Annotated in this window: 28 protein-coding genes; 16 read left to right on the top strand and 12 right to left on the bottom strand. The window is 71.3% G+C overall.

Annotated elements, in window-relative coordinates; translation table 11 throughout:
• The first annotated feature begins 70 nt into the window (after positions 1-70).
• Together ACFWIS_RS22525 and ACFWIS_RS22520 are read left to right on the top strand one after the other, a co-directional pair.
• Entirely contained in the window at positions 71-1,057 is a 987-nt protein-coding gene (locus ACFWIS_RS22525; RefSeq protein WP_380460202.1) for an ABC transporter substrate-binding protein, read from the top strand.
• 129 nt (positions 1,058-1,186) lie between these two features.
• Complete coding sequence (locus ACFWIS_RS22520; RefSeq protein ID WP_380460200.1) at positions 1,187-1,891, top strand: VC0807 family protein; 705 nt, start codon at positions 1,187-1,189, stop codon at positions 1,889-1,891.
• Position 1,892: 1 nt separating this feature from the next.
• On the opposite strand, the gene ACFWIS_RS22515 is transcribed toward ACFWIS_RS22520, so the two are convergent.
• Positions 1,893-2,684 (bottom strand): DUF6597 domain-containing transcriptional factor, encoded by a 792-nt coding sequence (locus ACFWIS_RS22515; protein ID WP_380460198.1) that lies wholly within the window; start codon positions 2,682-2,684, stop codon positions 1,893-1,895.
• 60 nt (positions 2,685-2,744) lie between these two features.
• Positions 2,745-3,152 carry a hypothetical protein gene (locus ACFWIS_RS22510; protein WP_380460196.1) on the bottom strand — a complete coding sequence of 136 codons (408 nt, stop codon included), beginning with the start codon at positions 3,150-3,152 and terminating at the stop codon, positions 2,745-2,747.
• A gap of 185 nt (positions 3,153-3,337) precedes the next feature.
• Here ACFWIS_RS22510 and ACFWIS_RS22505 point away from each other — a divergent pair, with 185 nt between their 5' ends.
• Positions 3,338-3,925: a TIGR03086 family metal-binding protein gene (locus ACFWIS_RS22505; RefSeq protein ID WP_380460194.1), complete on the top strand. Its 588-nt coding sequence runs from the start codon at positions 3,338-3,340 to the stop codon at positions 3,923-3,925.
• Positions 3,926-3,929: 4 nt separating this feature from the next.
• On the opposite strand, the gene ACFWIS_RS22500 is transcribed toward ACFWIS_RS22505, so the two are convergent.
• Complete coding sequence (locus ACFWIS_RS22500) at positions 3,930-4,346, bottom strand: nuclear transport factor 2 family protein (protein ID WP_380460192.1); 417 nt, start codon at positions 4,344-4,346, stop codon at positions 3,930-3,932.
• A gap of 64 nt (positions 4,347-4,410) precedes the next feature.
• Positions 4,411-5,286: a LysR family transcriptional regulator gene (locus ACFWIS_RS22495; RefSeq protein ID WP_380460190.1), complete on the bottom strand. Its 876-nt coding sequence runs from the start codon at positions 5,284-5,286 to the stop codon at positions 4,411-4,413.
• A gap of 70 nt (positions 5,287-5,356) precedes the next feature.
• Here ACFWIS_RS22495 and ACFWIS_RS22490 point away from each other — a divergent pair, with 70 nt between their 5' ends.
• Complete coding sequence (locus ACFWIS_RS22490) at positions 5,357-5,725, top strand: nuclear transport factor 2 family protein (RefSeq protein ID WP_380460188.1); 369 nt, start codon at positions 5,357-5,359, stop codon at positions 5,723-5,725.
• 172 nt (positions 5,726-5,897) lie between these two features.
• Here the strand turns inward: ACFWIS_RS22490 and ACFWIS_RS22485 are convergent, their stop codons facing one another.
• Positions 5,898-6,164 carry a hypothetical protein gene (locus ACFWIS_RS22485; RefSeq protein WP_380460186.1) on the bottom strand — a complete coding sequence of 89 codons (267 nt, stop codon included), beginning with the start codon at positions 6,162-6,164 and terminating at the stop codon, positions 5,898-5,900.
• Complete coding sequence (locus ACFWIS_RS22480) at positions 6,164-6,526, bottom strand: ATP-binding protein (protein WP_380460184.1); 363 nt, start codon at positions 6,524-6,526, stop codon at positions 6,164-6,166. Before ACFWIS_RS22480 ends, ACFWIS_RS22485 begins: the two co-directional genes overlap by 1 nt.
• Positions 6,527-6,787: 261 nt before the next feature.
• On the opposite strand from ACFWIS_RS22480, the gene ACFWIS_RS22475 reads away from it, so the two are divergent.
• The 3 genes from ACFWIS_RS22475 (at position 6,788) to ACFWIS_RS22465 (ending at position 8,907) form a co-directional block, all read left to right on the top strand.
• Positions 6,788-7,651 (top strand): helix-turn-helix domain-containing protein, encoded by an 864-nt coding sequence (locus ACFWIS_RS22475; protein WP_380460182.1) that lies wholly within the window; start codon positions 6,788-6,790, stop codon positions 7,649-7,651.
• Entirely contained in the window at positions 7,644-7,835 is a 192-nt protein-coding gene (locus ACFWIS_RS22470; RefSeq protein ID WP_380460180.1) for a DUF397 domain-containing protein, read from the top strand. The genes ACFWIS_RS22475 and ACFWIS_RS22470 overlap by 8 nt, the downstream gene beginning before the upstream one ends.
• 298 nt (positions 7,836-8,133) lie before the next feature.
• Positions 8,134-8,907 (top strand): hypothetical protein, encoded by a 774-nt coding sequence (locus ACFWIS_RS22465; RefSeq protein WP_380460178.1) that lies wholly within the window; start codon positions 8,134-8,136, stop codon positions 8,905-8,907.
• A 100-nt stretch (positions 8,908-9,007) separates the two neighbouring features.
• Here the strand turns inward: ACFWIS_RS22465 and ACFWIS_RS22460 are convergent, their stop codons facing one another.
• The gene (locus ACFWIS_RS22460; RefSeq protein ID WP_380460176.1) at positions 9,008-9,139 is read right to left on the bottom strand and encodes a hypothetical protein; all 132 of its coding nucleotides are present in this window, start codon (positions 9,137-9,139) and stop codon (positions 9,008-9,010) included.
• Positions 9,140-9,148: 9 nt separating this feature from the next.
• On the opposite strand from ACFWIS_RS22460, the gene ACFWIS_RS22455 reads away from it, so the two are divergent.
• Positions 9,149-9,856, top strand: coding sequence for a carbon-nitrogen hydrolase family protein (locus tag ACFWIS_RS22455; protein ID WP_380460174.1), 708 nt, complete (start codon positions 9,149-9,151; stop codon positions 9,854-9,856).
• 24 nt (positions 9,857-9,880) lie between these two features.
• On the opposite strand, the gene ACFWIS_RS22450 is transcribed toward ACFWIS_RS22455, so the two are convergent.
• On the bottom strand, positions 9,881-10,138 hold the full coding sequence (locus ACFWIS_RS22450; protein ID WP_380460172.1) for a hypothetical protein: 258 nt from the start codon (positions 10,136-10,138) through the stop codon (positions 9,881-9,883).
• Positions 10,139-10,293: 155 nt separating this feature from the next.
• Between ACFWIS_RS22450 and ACFWIS_RS22445 the strand changes: the two genes are divergently transcribed.
• Entirely contained in the window at positions 10,294-10,821 is a 528-nt protein-coding gene (locus tag ACFWIS_RS22445) for a GNAT family N-acetyltransferase (protein WP_380460170.1), read from the top strand.
• Between the two features lie 135 nt (positions 10,822-10,956).
• Here the strand turns inward: ACFWIS_RS22445 and ACFWIS_RS22440 are convergent, their stop codons facing one another.
• A complete protein-coding gene (locus ACFWIS_RS22440) occupies positions 10,957-11,253 on the bottom strand; it encodes a DUF6879 family protein (protein ID WP_380460168.1) in 297 nt (98 codons plus the stop codon).
• Here ACFWIS_RS22440 and ACFWIS_RS22435 point away from each other — a divergent pair.
• From ACFWIS_RS22435 to ACFWIS_RS22415, 5 genes are all read left to right on the top strand, one after another.
• Positions 11,188-11,733: a DUF6879 family protein gene (locus ACFWIS_RS22435; protein WP_380460167.1), complete on the top strand. Its 546-nt coding sequence runs from the start codon at positions 11,188-11,190 to the stop codon at positions 11,731-11,733. The two genes, ACFWIS_RS22440 and ACFWIS_RS22435, sit on opposite strands and share 66 nt — an antisense overlap.
• The gene (locus tag ACFWIS_RS22430; protein WP_380460165.1) at positions 11,730-12,572 is read left to right on the top strand and encodes a helix-turn-helix domain-containing protein; all 843 of its coding nucleotides are present in this window, start codon (positions 11,730-11,732) and stop codon (positions 12,570-12,572) included. The genes ACFWIS_RS22435 and ACFWIS_RS22430 overlap by 4 nt, the downstream gene beginning before the upstream one ends.
• A gap of 128 nt (positions 12,573-12,700) precedes the next feature.
• Positions 12,701-12,859, top strand: a complete 159-nt coding sequence (locus ACFWIS_RS22425) for a hypothetical protein (RefSeq protein WP_380460163.1) — start codon at positions 12,701-12,703, stop codon at positions 12,857-12,859.
• A 3-nt stretch (positions 12,860-12,862) separates the two neighbouring features.
• A complete protein-coding gene (locus ACFWIS_RS22420) occupies positions 12,863-14,026 on the top strand; it encodes a methyltransferase domain-containing protein (RefSeq protein WP_380460161.1) in 1,164 nt (387 codons plus the stop codon).
• Between the two features lie 139 nt (positions 14,027-14,165).
• Entirely contained in the window at positions 14,166-14,624 is a 459-nt protein-coding gene (locus ACFWIS_RS22415; protein ID WP_380460159.1) for a hypothetical protein, read from the top strand.
• A 72-nt stretch (positions 14,625-14,696) separates the two neighbouring features.
• Here the strand turns inward: ACFWIS_RS22415 and ACFWIS_RS22410 are convergent, their stop codons facing one another.
• A complete protein-coding gene (locus ACFWIS_RS22410; protein WP_380460157.1) occupies positions 14,697-15,764 on the bottom strand; it encodes a fatty acid desaturase family protein in 1,068 nt (355 codons plus the stop codon).
• Between the two features lie 235 nt (positions 15,765-15,999).
• Between ACFWIS_RS22410 and ACFWIS_RS22405 the strand changes: the two genes are divergently transcribed.
• Positions 16,000-17,616, top strand: a complete 1,617-nt coding sequence (locus ACFWIS_RS22405; protein ID WP_380460155.1) for a serine/threonine-protein kinase — start codon at positions 16,000-16,002, stop codon at positions 17,614-17,616.
• Between the two features lie 131 nt (positions 17,617-17,747).
• Here ACFWIS_RS22405 and ACFWIS_RS22400 read toward each other — a convergent pair whose 3' ends face one another.
• Both ACFWIS_RS22400 and ACFWIS_RS22395 read right to left on the bottom strand, forming a co-directional pair.
• Positions 17,748-19,622 (bottom strand): RICIN domain-containing protein, encoded by a 1,875-nt coding sequence (locus ACFWIS_RS22400; protein WP_380460153.1) that lies wholly within the window; start codon positions 19,620-19,622, stop codon positions 17,748-17,750.
• Between the two features lie 105 nt (positions 19,623-19,727).
• Positions 19,728-20,333, bottom strand: coding sequence for a TetR/AcrR family transcriptional regulator (locus ACFWIS_RS22395; protein WP_380460151.1), 606 nt, complete (start codon positions 20,331-20,333; stop codon positions 19,728-19,730).
• Positions 20,334-20,387: 54 nt separating this feature from the next.
• On the opposite strand from ACFWIS_RS22395, the gene ACFWIS_RS22390 reads away from it, so the two are divergent.
• Positions 20,388-21,281: an alpha/beta fold hydrolase gene (locus tag ACFWIS_RS22390; protein WP_380460149.1), complete on the top strand. Its 894-nt coding sequence runs from the start codon at positions 20,388-20,390 to the stop codon at positions 21,279-21,281.
• The last annotated feature ends 26 nt before the right edge of the window (positions 21,282-21,307 follow it).

Here is a 21,307-nt window from a genome sequence, read left to right as displayed (position 1 = left end):
TAACGGCCTTTTGGGTTCGATTTCGGACATAATCGACGGGCCCCCGCCGCCCACCGCCGAGGACCCGCCGATGCCCCGGATCGCCCGCCGTACCTTCCTCGCCGGCCTCGGCGGGGCCGCGCTCACGGCGTGCACCGGCTCCCGCTCCGGCGGCGGGCAGCCGCCGACCCCGGACGGCTCCGAGGCCGGCGGCTCGCCCTCCCCCGCCCCGCTGCCGCCGGTGACGGTGAACGCCGCGACCGGGCCGGTGCAGGTGCCGGGCGAGCCGCTGCGGGTGATCGTGCTGGACACCGACGTGCTGGACTCCGCGCTGACCCTGGGCATCACCCCGGTCGGCGCCGCGCTCCCGGCGGCCGACTCCCGCTTCCCCGAGTACTGGCCGGCCTCCCGCACCTCGGGCATCCGGCTGGTCGGCCCGGCCGGCGCGCCCGACCTCGCTTCCGTCCGGGCGCTGCGGCCGGACCTGATCCTCTCCAACCAGGCCCGCGACGGCGACCGCTACGACCGGCTGCGGGAGATCGCCCCGACCGTGCTCACCCAGACCACCGGGGCGCCGTGGAAGGCGGACTTCCAGCTGCACGCCCAGGCGTTGAGCCGGGTCGCGGCCGGGGCCGCCTTCGTCACCGCGTACCAGAAGCACGCCGGGCAGGTGGCGGGGGCGCTGTCGGCGGCGAAGCTGTCGGGGAGCCGGGTGAGCCTGGTGCGCTTCACGGAGGGCGGCGGGATCCGGCTGTTCGGGCGGCAGAGCTTCCCCGGGATCGTGCTCGCCGACGCCGAGGTGGGCCGGCCTGACGCGCAGAACGTCGACCAGTCGGACTTCGAGATCCCGCTGGACCAGCTCGGCAAGGCGGACGGCGACCTGCTGCTGTACGCGACGTACGGCAGTCCGGCCGCCTCGGGCGCGGAGGCGGCGCTGGCGAGCCCGGCGTGGCAGGCGCTCGGCGCGGTCAAGGCGCACCGGGCGTTCCCGGTGGACGACCAGCTGTGGTTCCAGGGGATCGGGTACACCGGCGCCAACTTCATGCTGGACCAGGTGCAGCGCTTCCTCGGGGCGTGACTGCCGGAGGGACGTGACCGCCGGAGGGACCTGCCCGCCGCAGGGACGTGGCCGAACTGACCTGGGCAGGCGTCGATCCCATCCGCCACAATGGGCCGCCACTTTCACACACGTCCCGGGGGATCCACCATGTCGACCGCGGTAGCTCCGACCGCTCCAGCCCGCAAGGGAAAGGCCGCCGCGTTCGGCTGGCTGATCAGCATCGCCTTCAACGTGGTCGCGCCGATCATGATCTACAACCAGCTGCACGACCACGGCTACAGCGACTCCACCGCGATCCTGCTGTCCGGTCTCGGGCCGGTGCTCGACACCGTGATCTACCTGGCCTGGCACCGCCGGATCGACGAGTTCGCCGTCGTCTCGCTGGTGTTCGTCGCGCTGACGCTGGTCGTCTCGCTGGTCGGCCCGACCGACCCGAAGATGCTGCTGGCCAAGGACTCCTTCGTCTCGGGCCTGCTCGGCGTGCTCTACCTCGGCTCGCTGGCGGCGCCGAAGCCGATCATGTTCTACTTCGGCCGCAAGTTCGCCACCGACGGCACCCCGGAGATGGTCTCCTGGTGGAACTCGATGTGGCAGTACCCCGGTTTCCGGCTGGTGCAGCGCAACCTGACCGTCGTGTGGGGCATCGCGTTCATCCTGGAGGCCGCGCTGCGGATCGTCCTCGTCTACACGCTCTCGCACGGCACGGTGGTGACCATCAACAGCATCCTGCCGTTCGCGGTGCTCGGCGGGCTGATCTACTTCACCATCACCTACGCCAAGCGGGCCAGTGCCCGGGGCCGGGCAGCCGCCGCGGCGGCTGCTGCCGCGGCTGCCAAGGCGGCTGCTGCCTGATTCAGCTCGAACTCGCGTAGCGGGCCGGGGAGATGCCGACCGCTGCGGTGAAGTCCCTGGTGAGATGGGCCTGGTCGGCGTAGCCGAGCTCGACGGCGAGCGCCGCCAGGTCCAACTCCCCCTCCGCCGAAACGCGTTCAGCTGCCTCGTGGAGTCGGGCCCGGCGCAGTACCCACTTCGGGGAGGCGCCGACGTACTCGGCGAACAGCCGCTGGAGGCGGCGGACGGTCAGGCCCAGTTCGCGGGCCAGGTCGTCCACCCGGCACAGGTCCGGCGAGCCGGTGATCCGCTCCACCATCGCGGCGACCTCCTCGGCGACCGGGTCGGGCGCGGGCAGGCGCGGCAGCAGGAAGGCGTCGGCCCGCTCGGCGCCCGGCCCGTCCAGGACCAGGGTGTTGGCCTTGTCCGCCCCGGGGCCGAAGTAGTCGGCGGCGGGGACGGACCGGTCGGCCAGTTCGCCCACCGGGTGCCCTGCGAAGGGCCGGAAGGCGCCGGGCCGGAACTTCACGCCCAGCACCTGCCCGGCCCCCTCCAGGCGGCGGACGAAGAGCGAGCGGTCCACCCCGTAGACCCGGGCCCGCGGGGCCTCGAAGACCAGGTGGACGTTCGGGTGGGCAAGCACCTTCTGCTCGTACGGCGGGTGGCCGGTCAGGTCCCAGCGGACCGTCCAGTAGTACTCGACGAAGCGCGCCACGGCGGGCGCGGGCGCCAGCCGGTCCACCCTGATCAGCTCGGCGGCCCGGGCCGGGTGGAGCACGCCGCGGCCGAGGCCGGGAGGGTCGGGGGCGTCCATGACGGCCAGGCTAGGGCCTGGCCGTCGGTGGCGCCGTACACGGGACTGCCGGGAGGGGTCTCAGCAGAAGATCGCCACGGAGAACGGGCGGTCGTTGTCCACCCCCGGTGGGGTCGCCGCGCGGACGAACAGGGTGCTGGAGTTCACCAGGCCCAGCAGGGTCGACGAGTTCCCGGGGCCCGGGTCGTTGCCGCCCTGGGTGTTGAGGGTGCCGGTCAGGGCGCAGTTGGTGGCGTCGAAGTTGGTGAAGAGGTTGTACCGCCCGCCACCGAAGTGGTTGACACTGGTGATGCTGCCGTCACCGGCGAGCTGCCGCCCGCTGGCGTCGAACTTGCCCCAGTGCGTGGTGGCCGCCGCGAGCCGGGGCTCCGGCTTGGGTTCGGCCGAGGCCGAGGAGGCGACGAGGGCGCCACCGGCCACGAACGGGAGAAGGGCTGCGCCCACGATCAGCTTCTTGAACCTGGTCATCGTCTCTCCGATCGGATTCGACGGCCGGGGCCGACTTGCCGCCCGCTCCCGGCTCATGCCCGTCCTTCCTATCCGAACGGCCGACCCGGCGGGGGACTTGTCGGGGACAGTTCACCCGTGTGTGTGACGGCGCGCTGTCGCGTTTCTTCAAGACCGGGCGGCGCCCCCCGGCGCACGATCGGGGCGTGAACGCTCACCCCCTGCATCCCCTCCTGACCCGTGCCGCCACCACCGCTGCCGCTGTCGCCGCCGGCGTCCCGGCCGAGGTGTCGTCGGACGCGCCGACCCCCTGCGGGGAGTTCGACACCCGGGCGCTGATCAACCACTGGGTGCTGTACACCTCGCACGGCCTGGAGCACCGGGCCCGGCGCACCGAGCTGCCCGCGGAGCTGGCCGAGCGGGACTTCACGGCGGACGCGGACTGGCGGGCGGAGTACGCGGCCCAGCTGGAGCGGGCGGTCGCGGCCTGGGGCGAGCCCGCTGCCTGGGCGGGGGACGTCGACCTCGGCGGGTCGCCGTTCCCGGCGGTGGGGATCGCCCGGATGCTGGTCCTGGAACTGCTGCTGCACGGCTGGGACGTGGCTCGGGCGGCCGGCGGGAGCATCGAGGTCGATGACGAACTCGCGCTGTTGGTGGGCGAGATCGTGGCGGAGAACGCCGAACTGTTCCGCCAGTACGGCGGGTTCGCGGAGCCCGTCGCGGTCCCGGAGTCCGCCTCGGCGTGGGAGCGCGCCCTGGCGGCCTCCGGGCGTGACCCGCACTGGAAGGCCTGACCGCTCAGTCCATCAGGTCGGGCGAGAAGTAGTCCCGCAGGCGGGTGATCCTGCCGTCGCGGACGCGGACGATCTGCACCAGCGAGACCGCCCGGTCCTCCTCGCCGTCGTCCCCGTCGAAGACCGTGTCGATCTCGGCGATGAACACGTCGGGGTCGGCGGTGGTGTGCAGCACGTAGGCGGACTTCTCGACGTTCGGCGGGCGGTCGCCCTTCGCCCGGTGCTGCTCGTAGTACGCCGCCATGACGCTGCGGATCTCCTCGCGCCCCTCCAGCCGCCGGGGGAAGGCGGCGCCGGCGGGCACGAGCGGCGCCTCGAAGACACCGTCCTCGGTGAAGCACTCGGCGAGGGCGTCGGCGTTCCGGGTCATGGCCCCGGCGTAGACGTAGCTCTGGAAGATCTCCTGCGGCGTGCGGGACACTGCGGCCTCCTCGGGCTCGGACTTGGAGTTCCACCCCATCACATCAGCTGTGCGGAACAGCAGTTCAGTTCGCCCGCATCGCCGCCGTGAGCTTGTCCCGGAGCAGGCGGACGGCCGGGGAGTGCTGGTCGGGGCGGGCGACCAGGCCGAGGCGGGCGTTCGTGGCGGCGTCGGTGAGCGGGACGGCCCGCAGACCGGCGCCCTCGACGGCCGAGGGGCTGAGCACGGCGACCCCGGCGCCGCGCTCGGCCAGCCGGAGGACGGCCGTCGGGGAGCTGGCCTCGATGTCCACCCGCGGCTCCAGGCCGAGTTGGGCGCAGGAGCGGTCGTAGGCGGCGCGCAGGCCGGTGCCCGGGGAGAGGCAGAGGATCTTCTCGCCGCGCAGGTCGGCGAGTTTCAGGCCGGTGCGGTCGAGGGGGTGCCCGGCGGGGACGACGGCGGCGATCGGGTCGTCCACCACCACGCCGACCTCCAGCCCGGGGGCCACCTCGCCCGCGTAGCCGATCAGGGCCAGGTCGAGCGCGCCTGCCAGGACTTGGGACTGGAGCAGGTCGGAGTGCCCTTCGTGCAGGCTCAGTTCGATACCGGGGTGAGTACGGCCGAGGTCGGCGACGGTGTCCAGGAAGGGCGGGATCGAGCAGCCCATGATCATGCCGAGCCGGACCCGGCCGCGTACGGCGTCGGCGAACTCGGCTGCCGTGTGCCGGATCGCGTCGAGGGTGGCGAGGGCGTTCTTGGCGAGCGGCAGGATGGCCTCGCCGGCCGGGGTGAGCTGGATGCGGCGGCCGGCGCGGTCCAGTAGCTGTTGGCCCAACTCACGCTCAAGCTTGGCCACTTGGGTACTGACGCCGGACTGGCTGACGTGCAGGCGGGCGGCGGCGGCCGTGAAGGAGCCCTCGTCGACGACGGCGGCGAAGTAGCGCAGCTGGTGCATCTCCATATCTGATGATGATAGCTGGCATCTGATCTATCTGTTGGACGGATGGATGGGGCGGCGGAAGGATGGAGCCATGACGACGACGAAGAGTGCACGCGAGCTGGCCGAGTCCTACTTCACCGCCTGGGAGGCGGGCGACTTCGACACCATCCGGGGCCTGCTGGCCGAGGACGTCGACTTCGTCGGGCCTCTCGGCACGGCCTCGGGGATCGACCAGGCGCTGGGCGGACTCCGGGGGCTCGGGCAGGTGCTGGAGAAGATCGACGTGAAGGTGCGGGTGGCGGAGGGTGATGAGGTCATCACGTGGTTCGAGCTGCGCACTTCGGTTGCGCCGCCGGCGCCGACGGCGAACTGGATGCACGTGGAGAACGGGAGGATCGCGCGGATCCGGGTGACCTTCGACCCGCGCGAGCTGCTGGCGGGATTCGAGAAGAAGGCCTGAGCAGGGCGGGCAGAACAGCAGGGGGCCGTGATCGCCGGGGGGCGGTGGCGGCCCTCTTCGGCTGTTCGCGCTCAGGCGTCCTCGTCGGGCGGGGTCGCACGGAGGGCGGTGACGACCCCCAGGGCGACCGTGGCGATCGCCAGGGCGAGGAGCGTCGCGAAGGCGACGGCGATCAGGAATCGCACGGGCGCTCGCGGTCTCGGTCGCGGTCGGCGTCGAGGAGGAGGGTGAGGAGGTTCAACAAGGTCGAGGCCGGGGCCGTGTTGAAGCGGACCAGGACGCGGCCGTCGAGGGTCTTGTCGGTGGAGGCCGAGGGGAAGATCAGGCCGAACTTCCGGCCGCGCTCGTGGAGTTCGGCGAGCAGGGTGAGGATGTGGTCCTCGGTGTAGGCCCGGATCCGGGGATCGGTGGGCAGCATGGGGCGGCGGTGGGTCGTCATCAGGCGGCGTCCAGCTCGAACCAGACGGCCTTGCCGCGCTTCTGGGGCTCGACGCCCCAGCGGTTGGTGAGGCCCTCGACCAGCTGGAGACCCCGGCCCGACTCGGAGAGGAGGGAGGGGGCGCTGGACCGGGGGACCAGCGGGCTCTCGTCGAAGACGGAGACGCGGAGGGTGACGGGGGTGATCGCGAGGATCTGGAGGACGGGGGCGGGGGTGTTGGCGTGCCGCCAGGCGTTCACGAGCAGCTCGCCGAGGGCGAGTTCGGCGTCAAAGGTGGCGGAGGGCGGCCAGCCGAGGCGGAGCATCGCGTCCTGGAGGGACTGGCGGCCGAGGGCGAGCGAGGGCGTGTTGCGGTGACGCATGGGAGTTCTCCCGGGCGTGTGTGGGGTGGAGAACCGGCGGAACCGTCGCCGTGAGCCAGGCCAGGCAAATGGGCATGGCTGCTCTGCGGCGCTTGCTGGCAAGCATTACTGACGATCCGTCGGATCGAGGTGACATTGACCATAACGCACAGAGGTATCCAAATTTCCACTCTCGTAGAAAGTTCCCTCTACGGTGGTAACTGATGGCCCCATGCTCAGCTGGCGCGGCAGACTGGGCCAACCCGCACCCGGAAGGAAGTCATGCCACCTCGCCCGAGCCCAACGCTCCGTCAGCGCCGACTCGGCATCGAACTTCGGAGAATGCGCGAGCAGGCCGGGTTCGGCGGCACTGAACTCGGCCGGATGGTCGGCATGAGCCCAGCCCAGGTGACGCAGATGGAGTCGGGCAGGATCGGCATCAGCACTGACCGACTGCGCGTGATCGCCGCCGCCTGCAGCTGTGTCAACGAACCCCTCATCGAAGCACTCGCCACTCTCATTGGCGAGCGAGGCAAGGGGTGGTGGGAGAAGTATCGCGGCACCCTCTCAGACGACTTCCTCGATGTGGCAGAAGTTGAGGGGCACGCACAAAGACTCGCCACCTTTACGATCACCTTCGTCCCCGGGCTACTTCAGACGAGCGCCTATGCCTCGGCGGTCTTCAGCCGAGCTTTCCCCGCCCCGGCTCGTCATGAAGTCGATCTCAGAACCACCTTCCGCATGCAGCGGCAGCAGGTCGTCAGATCTGGAGACGTTCCCTACACAGGGTTCATCCACGAGGCAGCACTGCGGATGCAGTTCAGCGGTCCGAAGGTCCTCATCGAGCAGCTCGACGCACTCATCGAAGACTCCCACGCGCCGGGAATCTCAATCCGGGTCGTACCGTTCGATGTCGAGACGTTGCCCGGCCCCAGCGAGAACCTCACCTACGCCAACGGTGCAGTGCCTGAACTCGACACCGTTCAGATGGACACAGGCCACGGCAACCAGCTCTATGACGCTCCAGCCCAACTGACCGCGTTCCGGGAGATCCTCGGCCGCATGGAGTCCGTAGCTCTGTCGGAGGATGAGTCTCGATCGTTCATTCAGACTGTCAAGGCAGAGATGGAAAGCAAACATGGCTAAGTTCGAGTGGCAGAAGTCCAGCTACTCCGGAGCAAACGACACCTGCGTCGAAGTCCGTACCGTGGGCCAGCTGATCGAACTCCGCGAGTCCGACGAAGGCCACACCATCCTCCGCACCACCCCCGACGCCCTCGCCGCCCTACTCCACGGCGTCAAGGCCGGCGAGTTCGACCACCACGCCTGACCACCCCAAGCCCTCGGCCCGGGAAGTCGATCCCGTCGACTTCCCGGGCCGTTCGAAAGTGCTTCGACAGTGCTTCGAAAGAGGTTCGACAGTCTGCAGGTGAAAGCCCTGTGTCCCCCTGGGCAGAGCCTTGCTGTGGCCAGGTCTCACCATTACTACTGTCCTCAGCCGCAAGCGCTTCGACACTTCGCGCCTGCGTGAGCCCGGACCCCGCTGGCGAGCGCCACCTCGCTGACGCCAGATCCCCCCACCGCACCAGGGTCCGGAACCACCCCCACAGCCGTCCTTGGAGGGACACATGAGATGGCACAGCCACACCCGTAACTCCACCACCAGCAAGCCGGGCAGGCTCGGCCGGCTGGTCCTGACCGGCGCCGTGATCGCCGGGTTCCTGAGCCTCGCGTCCCCCGCCCACGCCCAGGTGTCCTCCACCTGCGACAAGGGTGGCCAGTACACCCAGGGCAGCTGGACGATCTACAACAACATCTGGGGCCAGAACGCCGGTTGGCAGTGCCAGACCGTCAACAGCATCAAGTCCTGGTACGTCGACGGCAGCCAGTCCGGGGGCGGGGTCAAGTCCTATCCGAACACCGGGGTCCGGCCCCAGACGCCGCTGTCCCAGCTGAACTCCGCGGGCTTCTGGTACAACACCTCGTCCGCTCCCGCCTCCGGCGGTGACTGGTGGGACTGGACGAGCGACTTCTGGTCGACCGGCAACCAGGACGAGGTCATGGTCTTCACCAGCTGGTACCCGTCCACGGGCGGCGGCTGGGGCAAGCAGATCGCGTCCAACGTGACCATCGGCGGCATCCTGTACGCGTCGGTCTGGCAGGCCGATCCCGGGTGGAACGTCCTGCAGCTCATCCCCGCCCAGCAGAGCACCACCGGCACCATCGACGCCTCGGCGGTCTGGCGATGGGCCGCGTCGCGGAACCTCCTGCGCAACACCACCTTCGACACGATGCAGTTCGGCATCGAGATCACCTCGACCAGCGGCGTGCAGAAGCGGTACTCGCTGAACTCCTACAGCGCCTGGTGGAGCAACACCTCCGGCGGCGGATCGAGCATCTAGCCGCACGACGCGCACCACGACGGCGCGTTCCGTCCACGGGCGAAGCCCCAGGCCACTGGCCTGGGGCTTCGCTTCGTTGTGCGGCTCCCGCTGCGGGCGGCTACTTGAGGGGCGTGCCGCCCGAGTCGCGGTACGCGATCGTCTTGTCGATCGGGTTGCCGCCGTCGGTCTCGGGCGTGGTCTGCTCTTGCCAGCCGGCGCCGAATTCCCGCTCCGCCCCCCTCCCCCCCATGCTGGGACCATGAAGATCGCCGCCGCCCAGCTCTCCTGCGTGCCCGCCGACCTGCCCGCCAACGTCCGGCAACTCGTCGCACTCACCGGCCAAGCCCGCGCCCGGGGTGCCGAATTGATCGTCTTCCCCGAATTCGCGTTGACCGGCTACGAACTCGAAGCCCTGGCCGCCGACCCCAGCCTCTGGGTCACCCCGGACGACCCCCGCCTGGCACCCCTCCGGGCCACCGGCATCGCCGTCGTCCTCAACTGCGCCGTCCCCACCGACGGGCCCCGGCCCGCCATCGGCACCTACGTCTACGGGCCCGACGGCGAGCTGATCACCACGTACCTCAAGCAGCACCTCTACGAGCACGAGCAGGACGTCTTCACCGCGGGCGACCAGGACGGCCGCTTCGAGCTCAACGGCCTCCGCTTCGCCCTCGCCACCTGCTTCGACAACCACTTCCCCGACCTCACCGGCCGGGGCGGCGCCGACGGCTGCGACGTCCACCTCGCCAGCTCCCTCTACGGCACCGGCAACGGCATCCACGAGCGCGCCACCGTCTACCCGGGCATCGCCAAGGCCACCGGCATGCACGTCGTCCTCGCCAACCACGTCGGCCCCTCCGGCCCGTGGACCGGCTGCGGCGCCGCCGCCCTCTGGGCCCCGGACGGCACCCTCCTCGCCGAGGCCGACGACCACACCACCACCGTCGCCATCGCCGACATCCTCTGACCACCGTCGGGAGTGCCGGTGCCGTCAGGCGGCGGGGCGCAGGGCGGTGTCGAGGAGCTCGGGGAAGAGGTCGATCGGCGGGCGGTTCCGGTCGCCGTTGACGTTCGTGGCGACCGCCCGGCTGCCGTCGCGGGTGCCGTAGAGGTAGGACCAGTTGCCGGTGATCACACCGCCATGGCCGAACACGGTGGTGCCGCAGCGCAGTTCGAAGGAGGACAGGCCCAGGCCGTAGCTGTGGCCGTCCAGCCAGGCGCCGTCCGGGACGGGGATCACGGTGAGCATCTCATCCAGCTGCGCGGGAGGCAGCAGGCGGCCGCCGAGCAGGGCGGTGAGGAAGGTGTTGAGGTCCCCGCAGTTCCACGGCGGCGGCGACTCGGTGAGGCCACATCTGCATAGGCTGGCCGTCCCATCCGACGCACCGCGACGAGGTTCGGCCCATGCCCAGCAGCACCAGGATCCGCCTGATCGAGCCCACCGACGCCGCCCCGATAGCGGCGCACCGGGTGCGGGACTTCGAGGCCTTCCGGCCGTGGGAGCCGGCCCAGCCCGCCGACTTCTTCACCCCCGAGGGCCAGGCGGAGCGGATCGACCGGCTGCTGGCCGGCCACCGGGCCGGCTCGGTCTGGCCCGGCGTGGTGCTCGCCGACGACCAGGTGATCGGGCAGATCACCATCGGAGGCATCCTGCCGCAACCACACCTGCGCCGCGGCTCCCTCGGCTACTGGATCGCCGGCGTCGCCCAGAACCAGGGGCACGCCGGGCGCGCCGTCGGACTCGCACTCCGGGTGATGACGGACGAACTCGGGCTGCACCGCGCCGAAGCGTCCACCCAACTGGAGAACCTGCCCTCCCAACGGGTGCTGCGCCGCAACGGGTTCAGCCCGTACGGCGTCGCGCACTCCTCGATCCTCCTCGACGGCAGCTGGCGGGACGGGCTGCTGTGGGAACGGATCCTCGGCGACTGACCACGGACGGGGGATGGTCCGGGCCTCGCCCGGATTCCCGACCATCGCCTGGCAGCAGGGGCAGGCGATTCGCCCCGGCCGACCGGGAATCGTGGCGGCGGTCATGCCCGGACGTGGCGACCGAAGCGACCGGAATCAGCTGCCTCCCCCGACCTCCGGCAGCTGAGCCCGGAAGTCCGCGTGACGGGTCGCGTAGTGCCAAGCGGCGTCACGGACCTGGCAGGCCCGAAGAACCTCGACCGGGTCGGTCACCAGCTCCATACCGACGGTCCGATCCCCCTCGAAGTGAAAGCGGGCGACCGTGCGGGAGTCGAACAGCCAGAAATCCGACAGCCCGCCCAGCCCGCCCGCTTCGCGCCGCGCGATGTGGAGCGCGAACCCCAGCTGATCAGCCTCGACGAGTTCGAGAACCTCTTCACGACCTTCCAGCACACGACCTACCGGCTGGAGACTCGCCGGCGCTACCGCTCTGACGAGCGGTCGGAAACGTACCGCCAGTTCGCCGCCGGCCATACTCCCGAATGGGACCTGGACGGTCCCTGGTGCCGCTCTCGTCGCGAGCAGTCGGCCCTGGGCAAGCGGTTCGAGCGCGTGCGGATCATGGACAACCCGCCCACGCTGGGACAGCGCTATCTGCTCAACAACTCCGAACGGAACGGCAAGGTCGGCGAGGACATCCGCTACCTCTGGCGCGCCGACGCCGAGCGGCTGGATCTCCCGGCGGAGGACGCCTGGCTGTTCGACTCGCGTGTCATCGCACTGCTGCACTTCGACGCAGACGACGAGGTGACCCACGTCGAGCTGATCACCGACCCGGTCCGGGTCGCCCGGGCCTGCCAGGAGCGGGACGCAGCCTGGCACTTCGCCGTCCCGCACCGCGAGTTCGCTGCTGGGGTACCGTCCGCTGTGTGAGCACCGACTTCCGCCACGCCAGAATCGCCCTCGGTCAGCGCCTCCGTGAGCTGCGCGCCGAGGGCGGTTTCACTGGCCGGGAACTGGCCGACCGCCTGGGCTGGACCCAGTCCAAGGTCCGCAAGCTGGAGACCGGCCGGCAGACGGCCACCCACGACGACCTCGCGGCCTGGGCCGAAGGTGTCGGCCAGCCCGGCACAGCCGCCGAGTTGTCGGCCAGGTTGCGGGCCTTCGAATCGGGAACCCGCTCCTGGCGGCGGCAGCTGGCCGCCGGGCACAGGCCGGTGCAGGACACCCTGACTACCGAGCACGACCGTTCAACTGTCATGCGAGCCTGGGAGAACGCGATGGTCGTCGGCATGCTCCAGACGGCCGACTACGCCCGGCACATCTTCAACGCGTACGTCGATCTCCACCGATCGCCGCGGGACGTCGAGGACGCCGTACGGGCGCGCATTCATCGACAGGAGATCCTCTACCAGCCGGGCAAGGAATTCCATGTCGTCATGGCCGAAGCCGCGCTTCGCGCGATGATCTGCCCGCCAACCGTCATGGCGGCACAACTCGACCGGCTCAGCGGCGTGATCGGTCTGGACACCGTCTCACTCGGCATAGTGCCGTTCGAAGCCTCGGTGTCGCTGCCGCCCGCGAACGGCTTCTGGATCTTCGACGAACGACTCGTCATCGTCGAGGACTGGCACGCCGAACTCTGGCTCGACCAGCCCGAGAACGTGGCACTGTACCTGCGCGTCTGGGACACCCTGGAAAGCGCGGCCGTCTACGGCGCGGACGCCCGCAAGGTCATCACGCGCTGCCGCAGGGCGCTCGGGACCGTCTGAGGAATCACCGAGAACCTCGCCTGCCGGGTGCCGGAATATTCGAGAATCAGCCACCCATCCGAGCCCGCCGTGCACCTACCGTTTCTCCTGACGATGCATCAGGCATTGCTAGAGCAAAGGGGACGCACATGCCCATGTCCAACGACGGCAAGCACGGCGGCGGGTCCGGCTCCGGCCAGGGTGGTGGCCAGCAGGACGACTCCAGCAGCGGCAACAAGCACGGTGGCGGCGGCAGCGACGAGGGCGGCAACACCTCGGACGGCAGCGGCCCGGCGTCGGGCCGCTGACGCGTGAGCGAGAAGCACGAAGCGGAGGCCGGTCGGGCCCGGCTGGCCTCCGCGCTCATCGCGAACGGGTCCCTCACCTCCGACTGGCTGGCGTCCTACCACGCCGTGCCGCGTCACTGGTTCGTGCCTGCGGTGATCTGGCCCGGACAGGGAGACGGCGTCCGCCAGGGCGAGGCCGTGAACCGGCACGTAGACCCGGGCGCCTGGTGGCGCGCCGTGTACTCCGACGTGCCGCTCACCACTCAGTGGGACGACGGGGAGCACAGCGGATTCACGCGCGGCTCGATCCCCACGTCGTCCAACTCCATGCCGACCATGGTGTTCTCGATGCTCTCCGCCCTCTCCCTCGACCACGGCCACCGGGCGCTGGAGGTCGGCACCGGCACCGGCTGGAACGCGGCCCTGCTCTCCCACCGGCTCGGCTCCGACCACGTCGTCACCGTCGACATCGACCAGGAGGTCTCGGCCGACGCCCGACTCCGGCTCACCCGCGCCGGGTTCACCCCCACCTGCGTCGTCGGCGACGGGTCCGACGGCCACCGCACCGGCGCGAAGTTCGACCGGGTGATCGCCACCTGCTCCGTCCGCCGGCTGCCGTACGCCTGGGTGGAGCAGTCCCGGCCGGGTGCCGTGATCGTCGCGCCGTGGGCGCCCGAGTACGGCGGGGAGGCGATCGCCCGGCTCACCGTCGGCGGTGACGGCACGGCGAGCGGCCGGTTCGTCGGGTCGTCCGCCTTCATGCGGCTGCGGCGCCAGCGCACGGCCCGGCCGAGCAGCCCGGAGTACCTGTCCGGCCCGTGGCCGGCCGACGGAGCGAAGTCCTCGACGTCCCTCTCCCCCGAACAACTCGGCCACTGGCTGGTGATGTTCGCGATCGGCGTGCAAGTGCCCGACGCCTTCCCCCTGGTCGAGCGGTACGCCGACGGCAGCTACACCCTGTGGCTGCACGACACGGCCGTCACCTCCTGGGCCACCGTCGACTGGGAGCCCGGCCGCACCGCCTACACCGTGGTGCAGTCCGGCCCCAGACACCTCTGGGGCGAGGTGGAGGCCGCCTGGCAGTGGTGGGACGCCCACGGCCGCCCGGGCTTCGACCGGTTCGGGCTCACCGTCACGCCGGATGGCCAGGCGGTGTGGCTGGACGACCCCGACAGCCCCGTGGGGTGAGTGGTGCGCGGCCCGTCCGACCACTCGAACGGGTGTCGGTGAATCGTTGCCTCTTGCTGTCTCCGGGTGAACGGGGCGGTGAGAGGTCTCCCGAGCGGTGATAAAGCCTCGCGACGCATCAGCCGTACGGGAGGTCTTCGTGAAACGCAGTCGTGTCATCGTCGTGTCGGTCGTGGCCGCGCTCGCCTTCGGGTCGGGAATCGCCTTCGCGGACCAGGCGGGCCCCACCCGGGTCGCCGACGAGCCGCTCCTGCTCCACACGGTCGGGAACTTCATCACCCTCCAGCCGGGACAGGAGGCCACGGTGCGAAGCCGGCAGTGTCCGGCCGGTGAGATGGCCATCAGCGGCGGTGTCCAGGGGGGCGGCGGCCACCCCGGTGACTTCACCATGACCATCAGCACGCCTTGGTGGGACCACGGCCCCAGGGGGTGGCTCGCCGGTGGGCGGAACAACAGCTCTCAGCCGTTCAACATGTACGTGTACGGCTTCTGCACCGCGGCCACCATGCCGGACACCCTCACGGCGGGCAAGGACGGCCTGCCGCCCCAGCTTCCGCCCGGCCCCGACGCCCCAGCCGGCCTGAGCGGCCAGGAGTAGACCGCGCCGCAGCGCAGGAAGTCGGCCCCGCCGACCTCCTGCGCATCCCGCCGTACCGGCCCCGGCGGCCCCTCACCCCCCGGAGCGGATCGGCTCGCCCGTCCGGTGCAGGTGGGTGAGGATCTCCCGGTACGAGCGGAGCAGGCCGACCTCGTAGTACGGGATGTCCTTCTCGGCGCAGAACTCCCGGGTGATCCGGGCGGCCCGGCCGAGCGCGGGGGTCGGCATGCTGGGGAACAGGTGGTGCTCCACCTGGTAGTTGAGGCCGCCCATCACCGCGTCGATGACCGGGCCGCCGCGGACGTTGCGCGAGGTGAGCACCTGGCGGCGCAGGAAGTCGAGCCGCATCCCCGGGGTCACCATCAGCATGCCCTTGTGGTTCGGGGCGAAGACGCAGCCCAGGTAGACGCCCAGCAGCGCCTGGTGCACGGCGAGGAAGGCGATCGCCTTGCCGACCGGTAGCGCGGCGAAGACCAGGCCGAAGTAGGCCGCGAAGTGCACGACCAGCAGCACGCCCTCCAGCACCGGCCGCTTCACCGCGGGGCCGCGCAGCGCGCGGAAGCTGTTGAAGCTGAGGTTGAGGCCCTCCAGCAGGAGCAGCGGGAAGAACAGGTACGCCTGCCGGCGGCCGATGAACCGGGCGAGGCCGCTCGCCTGCCGGGCCTGCCGCTGGGACCACACGACGAGGTCGGGCGAGACGTCCGGGTCGCGTTCCTCGTGGTTGGGGTTGGCGTGGTGGCGGGTGTGCTTGTTCATCCACCAGCCGTAGCTCATGCCCATCAGCAGGTTGGCGGCGATCCGCCCGCCGATCTCGCTGGGCGCCCGTCGGCTGAACACCTGGCGGTGCGCCAGGTCGTGCGACAGCAGCGCGACCTGCGCGAAGACCACGGACATCACGGCGGCCAGGGCGAGCTGCCACCAGGTGTCGCCGATCTCGAACAGGGCCCACCAGCCGTCGAGGAACGCGGCGAGCACCAGCGCGATGCGGACGGCGTAGTAGCCGGGGCGGCGGTCGAGCAGACCCTCGGCGGCGATCCGGCGGCTCAGCTGGGCGAAGTCGCTGCCGCCGCACTCCGGTTGCGGGGCGGGCGGCGTGGGGGCGGGCGCGGCCTCGGTCATCGTCACGGGCTGTGTGGGCATGCCCCGAGTCTGGTGCGCCGGGCCGGCCGGCAGAACGGGGCAAGCACCCCTCGCCGTAGGGGTGTTAACCCCCGCAACGGGAGGGGCGCCGGCAGGCCCGGATGACGGAGGCGCTGCCCGCCGCGGTTGATCCACCGGAAGCCGTGCCCGTACTGTCGGCTCACGGCGGCCTCAGGGGTGCCGGGACGTCGGCGACATCGGGGGCGCCGGGGGCGATCGAGAGCGGGGCGGGGCCGTGACCGAAGAAGCGATGCCGGGTCGGCTGGTCGGCGGGCGCTACCGGCTCGTACGACAGTTGGGCGCCGGCGGCTTCGGCCGGGTCTGGCGGGCCCACGACGAGACCCTGGGCATCGACGTGGCCGTCAAGCAGCTCTGGCTGCCGCCCTCGACCTCCGACGGCGAGCGGGCCGAACGACTGGCCCGGGCCGAACGCGAGGCGCGCAACGCCGCCCGGCTGCGCGACCGGCCGCACGTGGTGGCCGTCCACGACGTACTGGTCGAGGACGGCATGCCGTGGATGGTGATGCAGCTGGTGTCGGGCGGCTCGCTCGGCGACCGGCTGGCCGCGGACGGGCCGCTGCCGGTCGAGCGGGCGGCCGTGGTCGCCCGCGCCCTGCTGACGGCGCTCGCCGCCGCCCACGCGGCCGGGGTGGTGCACCGGGACGTCAAGCCAGCCAACGTCATGCTGGCCGACGACGGCGACGTCCTGCTCGCCGACTTCGGGATCGCCGTCCACGAGGCCGACTCGACGCTCACCGCGACCGGGGCGTTCGTCGGCTCGATCGAGTACATCGCCCCCGAGCGGGCACGCGGCGTGGACGGGCAGGCCGCCTCCGACCTGTTCTCGCTCGGCGTCACCCTGTACCAGGCGGTCGAGGGCGTCTCGCCGTTCCGCCGGGAGTCGGCGACGGCCTCGCTCACCGCCGTCCTGTTCGACCCGCCCGCGCCGCCCCGCAAGGCCGGCCGGCTGGCCCCGCTGATCCTCGCCCTGCTGGCCAAGGAGCCGGACCAACGGCCCGGCACCGCGCAGGCGTTGGCGATGCTCGACGAGTCCGTCCCGGACCGGCCCACCGCCCTCGACCACCCGCTCCCGGCCCCGCTCCCGGCCCCGGCCCCGGCCCCGGCCACGCCCGTCGACGACGGGGAACACGACCTTGAGGCCACGCCCGTCGACGACGGGGAACAGGACCTTGAGGCGACGACGCCCGTCGGCGGCTGGAAAGAGGACCTTGAGGCGACGTCACCATCGGCGGCCTCGGCGTCGCCGCCCTACCTGGCGATCACGCTCGTGGTCGTCGTGGTCGCCGTGATCGCCGGAGCGATCGCCCTGTTGGTGGCCTCGCGGCCCGAGGACGGCAAGACCGAGCAGCCCGCGACCGGGGCGGGAGTCGCCCTCTCCGCGCCGCCGTCAGGCAGCCCCTCGCAGAGCTCGCCGACCGGCCTGCCGGACCTCCCGACCCCCTGCAACGTCCCCTCCGACGTCGCCGCCAAGCTCCGGCTCACCCATCACGGTGCCGAGGACATCAGGCCCGAACGCCGCCGGTGCGACTGGTGGACCGACGCCAACGCCCAGCTCCCGTACAACTTCGCCAGCGCGCAGACGTACCGGGGCCCGTACAGCGTCCAACCGGGCGCGCAACCGGTGCCGATCGCGGACGCCGTGACCGGGCAGGAGTACGTCGACGCCAAGCCCAGCAACAACGGCGTCGTCTACTGCCGCGTCGAGTGGCCCACGGACAACGGCGGCTACGCCTCGGCCGTGATGCAGTCCCCCAAGGGCTCCGACTCCAGCCAGCTCTGCGGGTTCACCGAGCAGTGGGCGAACGGGCTGTACCGGAGCCTGGCCCGCTAGGACCCGTCTGGGCCGCCCGGCGGCCGGGGCGTGCGACCAGAGGATGATCTCCACCGGACCGCCCGGGGCCGCGACGGTCAGAAGCGGCCGTCGGGGCCCCGGCTGGTCGATGCGCTTCTCCGGCCGGGCGGCTACTTGAGCGGCGTGCCGCCCGAGTCGCGGTACGCGATCGTCTTGTTGATCAGGTTGCCGCCGTCGGTCTCGGGCGTGGTCTGCTCCTGCCAGCCGGCGCCGAACAGGAGGGCGCCGACGTGTGCGCTCGCCACCTGGTCCAGGTGCGAGAAGAACCAGTCGACCTTGTCGTCCTTGTAGTGGCCGGGGGTGTTGTTCTGCGCCATGTTGCCCACGGGGACCTGCCACAGGACCACCGGCTTGCCCACCGACTCGGCCATCGTCTTGTAGAAGCCGAGCGCGGCGAAGCCCTTCTGGTCGTTCCAGTAGGTGTCCTTGCTGCCGTGGGCGGGCAGCGCGTACCAGCCCGCGTCGCGGTCCGTCACGTCGGTGACCAGGAAGTCGGCGTTCTTCGCCCCGAGGTCCGCGTAGTCCTTGGCGCACTGCGGGGTGTTCTGCTGCCAGTCGAAGCAGGACAGGTGCAGTCCCACTCCGGTCTTCGGCGCGTACTTGTGCGCCATCGCGATCATGCACTGGGCCAGGCCGGTGGCGCTGTTCTCCTGCGATCCGCAGTCCGTCGGGTTCGCGGCCGTGACCTGCGCGGCGACCTGGTGCGGATTGCCGAGCGAGCGGACGTAGCCCCAGAAGTCGGGCTCGATGTCGATCATGTCCTGCGAGTTGCCGATCTTCTGGAGGAAGAAGCGGTAGTCGTTCAGGTACCGGGTGAGCAGGTCGGCCCGGTTGATGGCCTGGACCTCGCCCGGACCGTCGCCCTGGCCCGCCGCGTCGCCGAGGTCGCGCAGCGAGTACCAGGTCCAGAGCTGCTTCTGCGGGCGCGGCTTGCCCTGGTAGGTGGCCTTGGCCGCGACGGCGTCCCGGTAGGTCACGTACGTGCCGGGCGCCGTGGTGCTGCCGGTCCAGCAGCCCCACCAGCCCGACCACGCGTCCTGGCAGCGGGCCGCCGTGTAGTAGTCCGACGAGGGCGCGGGCTGGCTGTGCACGTAGTTGTACCGCACGTCGAACGGCGCGGCGTTCGCCGACGAGTCCTCCATCGAGCCGCCGATGAGCACCGTGCTGCTGCCCATGATGCTCTTCGCCGAGTTGCCGCCACCGGGAGCCGGAGCGGCGGGGGACGCCGGCGGCGCCGACGTCGGGCGGGTGCCGCCCGGGGCCTGGCTGGTCGGAGCGCCGCCGCCCTGCGGGGCGGGCTTGGCGGGCGTGGCGCTGCTGCCGGAGCCGCCCGCCGGGGCACCCCCGCCCTGCGGGGTGGGCGCGGCACTACCGCCGGAGGCGCCGGCGGCACTCACCGGCACGAGCTTCCACTGCTGCTGGGGCCCGTTCCAGTCGTGGAACTGGGCGAGGTGGTTGCCGTCGCCCTTGTAGCCGCCCGGGACCTCGACGGCCTTGCCGTTGAACCGGTTGATCAGACGCACGTAGCCGTCCGAGGAGTTCTCCAGGTGGAACTGCTGGTTGGCACCGTTGAGGTCGTGCCACTGCACCAGCTCGGCGCCTTCGCTCTTCGACCAGTTGTAGTCGTCCAGCACCTTGCCGGAGTTCCGGTTCTGCAGCCGGTAGTTCCCGTCACCCGAGTCGACGAACTTCCACTGCTGATTGGCCCCGTCGCTACGGGACCACTGCACCATCGGAGCACCGTCGGCGGTTGAGAAGCCGTAGGCGTCCAACGCCTCGCCGGTGCTGCGGTTGACCAGGACGTACCAGGCGTTGGTGTCCACCGTCCCCGCGGAGGCCGTGTTGACCACGGCCACGGAGCCGCCCACGATCGCCAGGCCGACGGCCGCCCAGAGGCTCCGGCGCTGGTACAGGCGACGACGGCGATGCGTCTGCCGCCGGGCGCCGGGCGCCGCCTCCGGCGACGTGGAAGAACGAGGGAACATGTGGATGCTCTCTTTCAGGCGCTGTCTCCGACCGGACCGCCTGTCCGGACACCCCCCAGTTGCCACCGCCCCCCGGGAAGGTTGCCGCGGATCTGAAGAGTTTTTTCAGGCGTGGGGCGGAGCCGTGAACAGCTCGTCCAGGTGGTGGCGGAGGACGGCCAGCGCCTGTTCTCCGGTGCGCTGGCCGCCGAGGACGCTGGAGCCGAGCCCGTTGACCATAGCCAGCAGCCCGGCGGCGGCCATCTCGACGTCCCGCTCCGGCGCGATCCCGCCCGCCTGCTGGGCCGCACGGAGCTGCTTGACCAGGAAGCCCTCCAGGACGACGGGCGGCTGGGCGGCCTGCTGCTCCAGCACCTCGGGGTCGCTGAGCACCAGGGTGTAGTACGCCGCGTACGTGCGGGTGATCCGGCGGCTCTCCGGGTCCGTCGGCAGGATGCAGGACAGGATCGCCGTGACCACCTCCCGGGGGGCGCGGGCCTCGCCGATCCACCGCTGCATCCGGGCCTGGAGCTGGGTGCCGAGCCGGGCGAGGGCGTCCAGCAGCAGGCCCTGCTTGGTCGTGAAGTAGTACTGGACGAGGCGCAGTGAGACGCCCGCCTCGGTGGCGACCGCCCGCATGCTGGCCGACTGCAGGCCCTCGGTGTCCGCGATCCGCAGCAGGGCCTCGGCGATCTGTCGCCGGCGCTCCTCGTGGTCGACCTTCTCGGCCACAGTTCGGCCTCCTCTCTTGGTACACCCGTATCATGCCTGTGATACACATGTACCATGCGAATCAGCGAGTTCACGAACGGCAAGGCCGAAGCCCGCTTCCGCACCGCGTACGAGCGCGCCCTGACCCAGCTCTGGCCCGGCCCGCGCACCGCGCTCGACGTCCCCACCCGCTTCGGCACCACCCGCGTCCAGCGCACCGGACCCACCCAGCCCGCCGGCCCCGCCGACAGGCCTCCGGTCGTACTGCTCCCCGGCTCCGGCGGCAACGCCCTGATGTGGCACGCGTACGTCGAGCACCTCGCCGAGCACCACCCCGTCATCGCCGTGGACACCGTCGGCGAACCCGGCGCCAGCGCGCAGACCGCCCCGATCCGGGACGGCCACGACGCCGCCGACTGGCTGGAGGAACTCCTCACCGCCCTCGACGCCCCCACCGCCCACCTGGTCGGCTGCTCGTACGGCGGCTGGATCGCCCTCCACCACCAACTCCGCCACCCCGGCCGGACCGCCACCCTCACCCTCGTCGACCCGGCGGGCCTCGCCGACGTCCGCCGCCTCCGCTTCTACACCTGGCTCATCCTCGGCGGGCTGGCCGCCCTGGCCCCGCGCCCGCTCCGCCCCCGGCTGGCCCGGGCGGTCGGCAACAGCGCCGTCCTCGAGACCGAGCTGATGGCCCTGATGCGCGCCTCCACCGGCTTCCGCCGCCGCCTGCCCCTGGCCACCACCCTCGGCGACGCCGAACTGGCCCGCCTCGACGCCCCCGCGCACTTCCTGCTCGGCGAGCGCAGCGCCCTGCACGACGCCACGGCCGTCGCCGAGCGGCTGCACCGGCTCACCCCGGCGGCCCGGGTCACGATCGTCCCCGGCGGTGGGCACTCGCTGACCGCCGACGACCCGGCGGCCGTCCTCGACGGGATCCTCACCATGACTTCGTCCCAGGTCAGTTGACCATCCCGTCCTGGGCCGTGCCCTCG

The organism is Kitasatospora sp. NPDC127060 (genome assembly GCF_042724935.1).
GTDB lineage: Bacteria > Actinomycetota > Actinomycetes > Streptomycetales > Streptomycetaceae > Kitasatospora.
The sequence above is the reverse complement of the archived record's forward strand: the minus strand, read 5'-3'. Positions and strand labels throughout refer to the sequence as shown.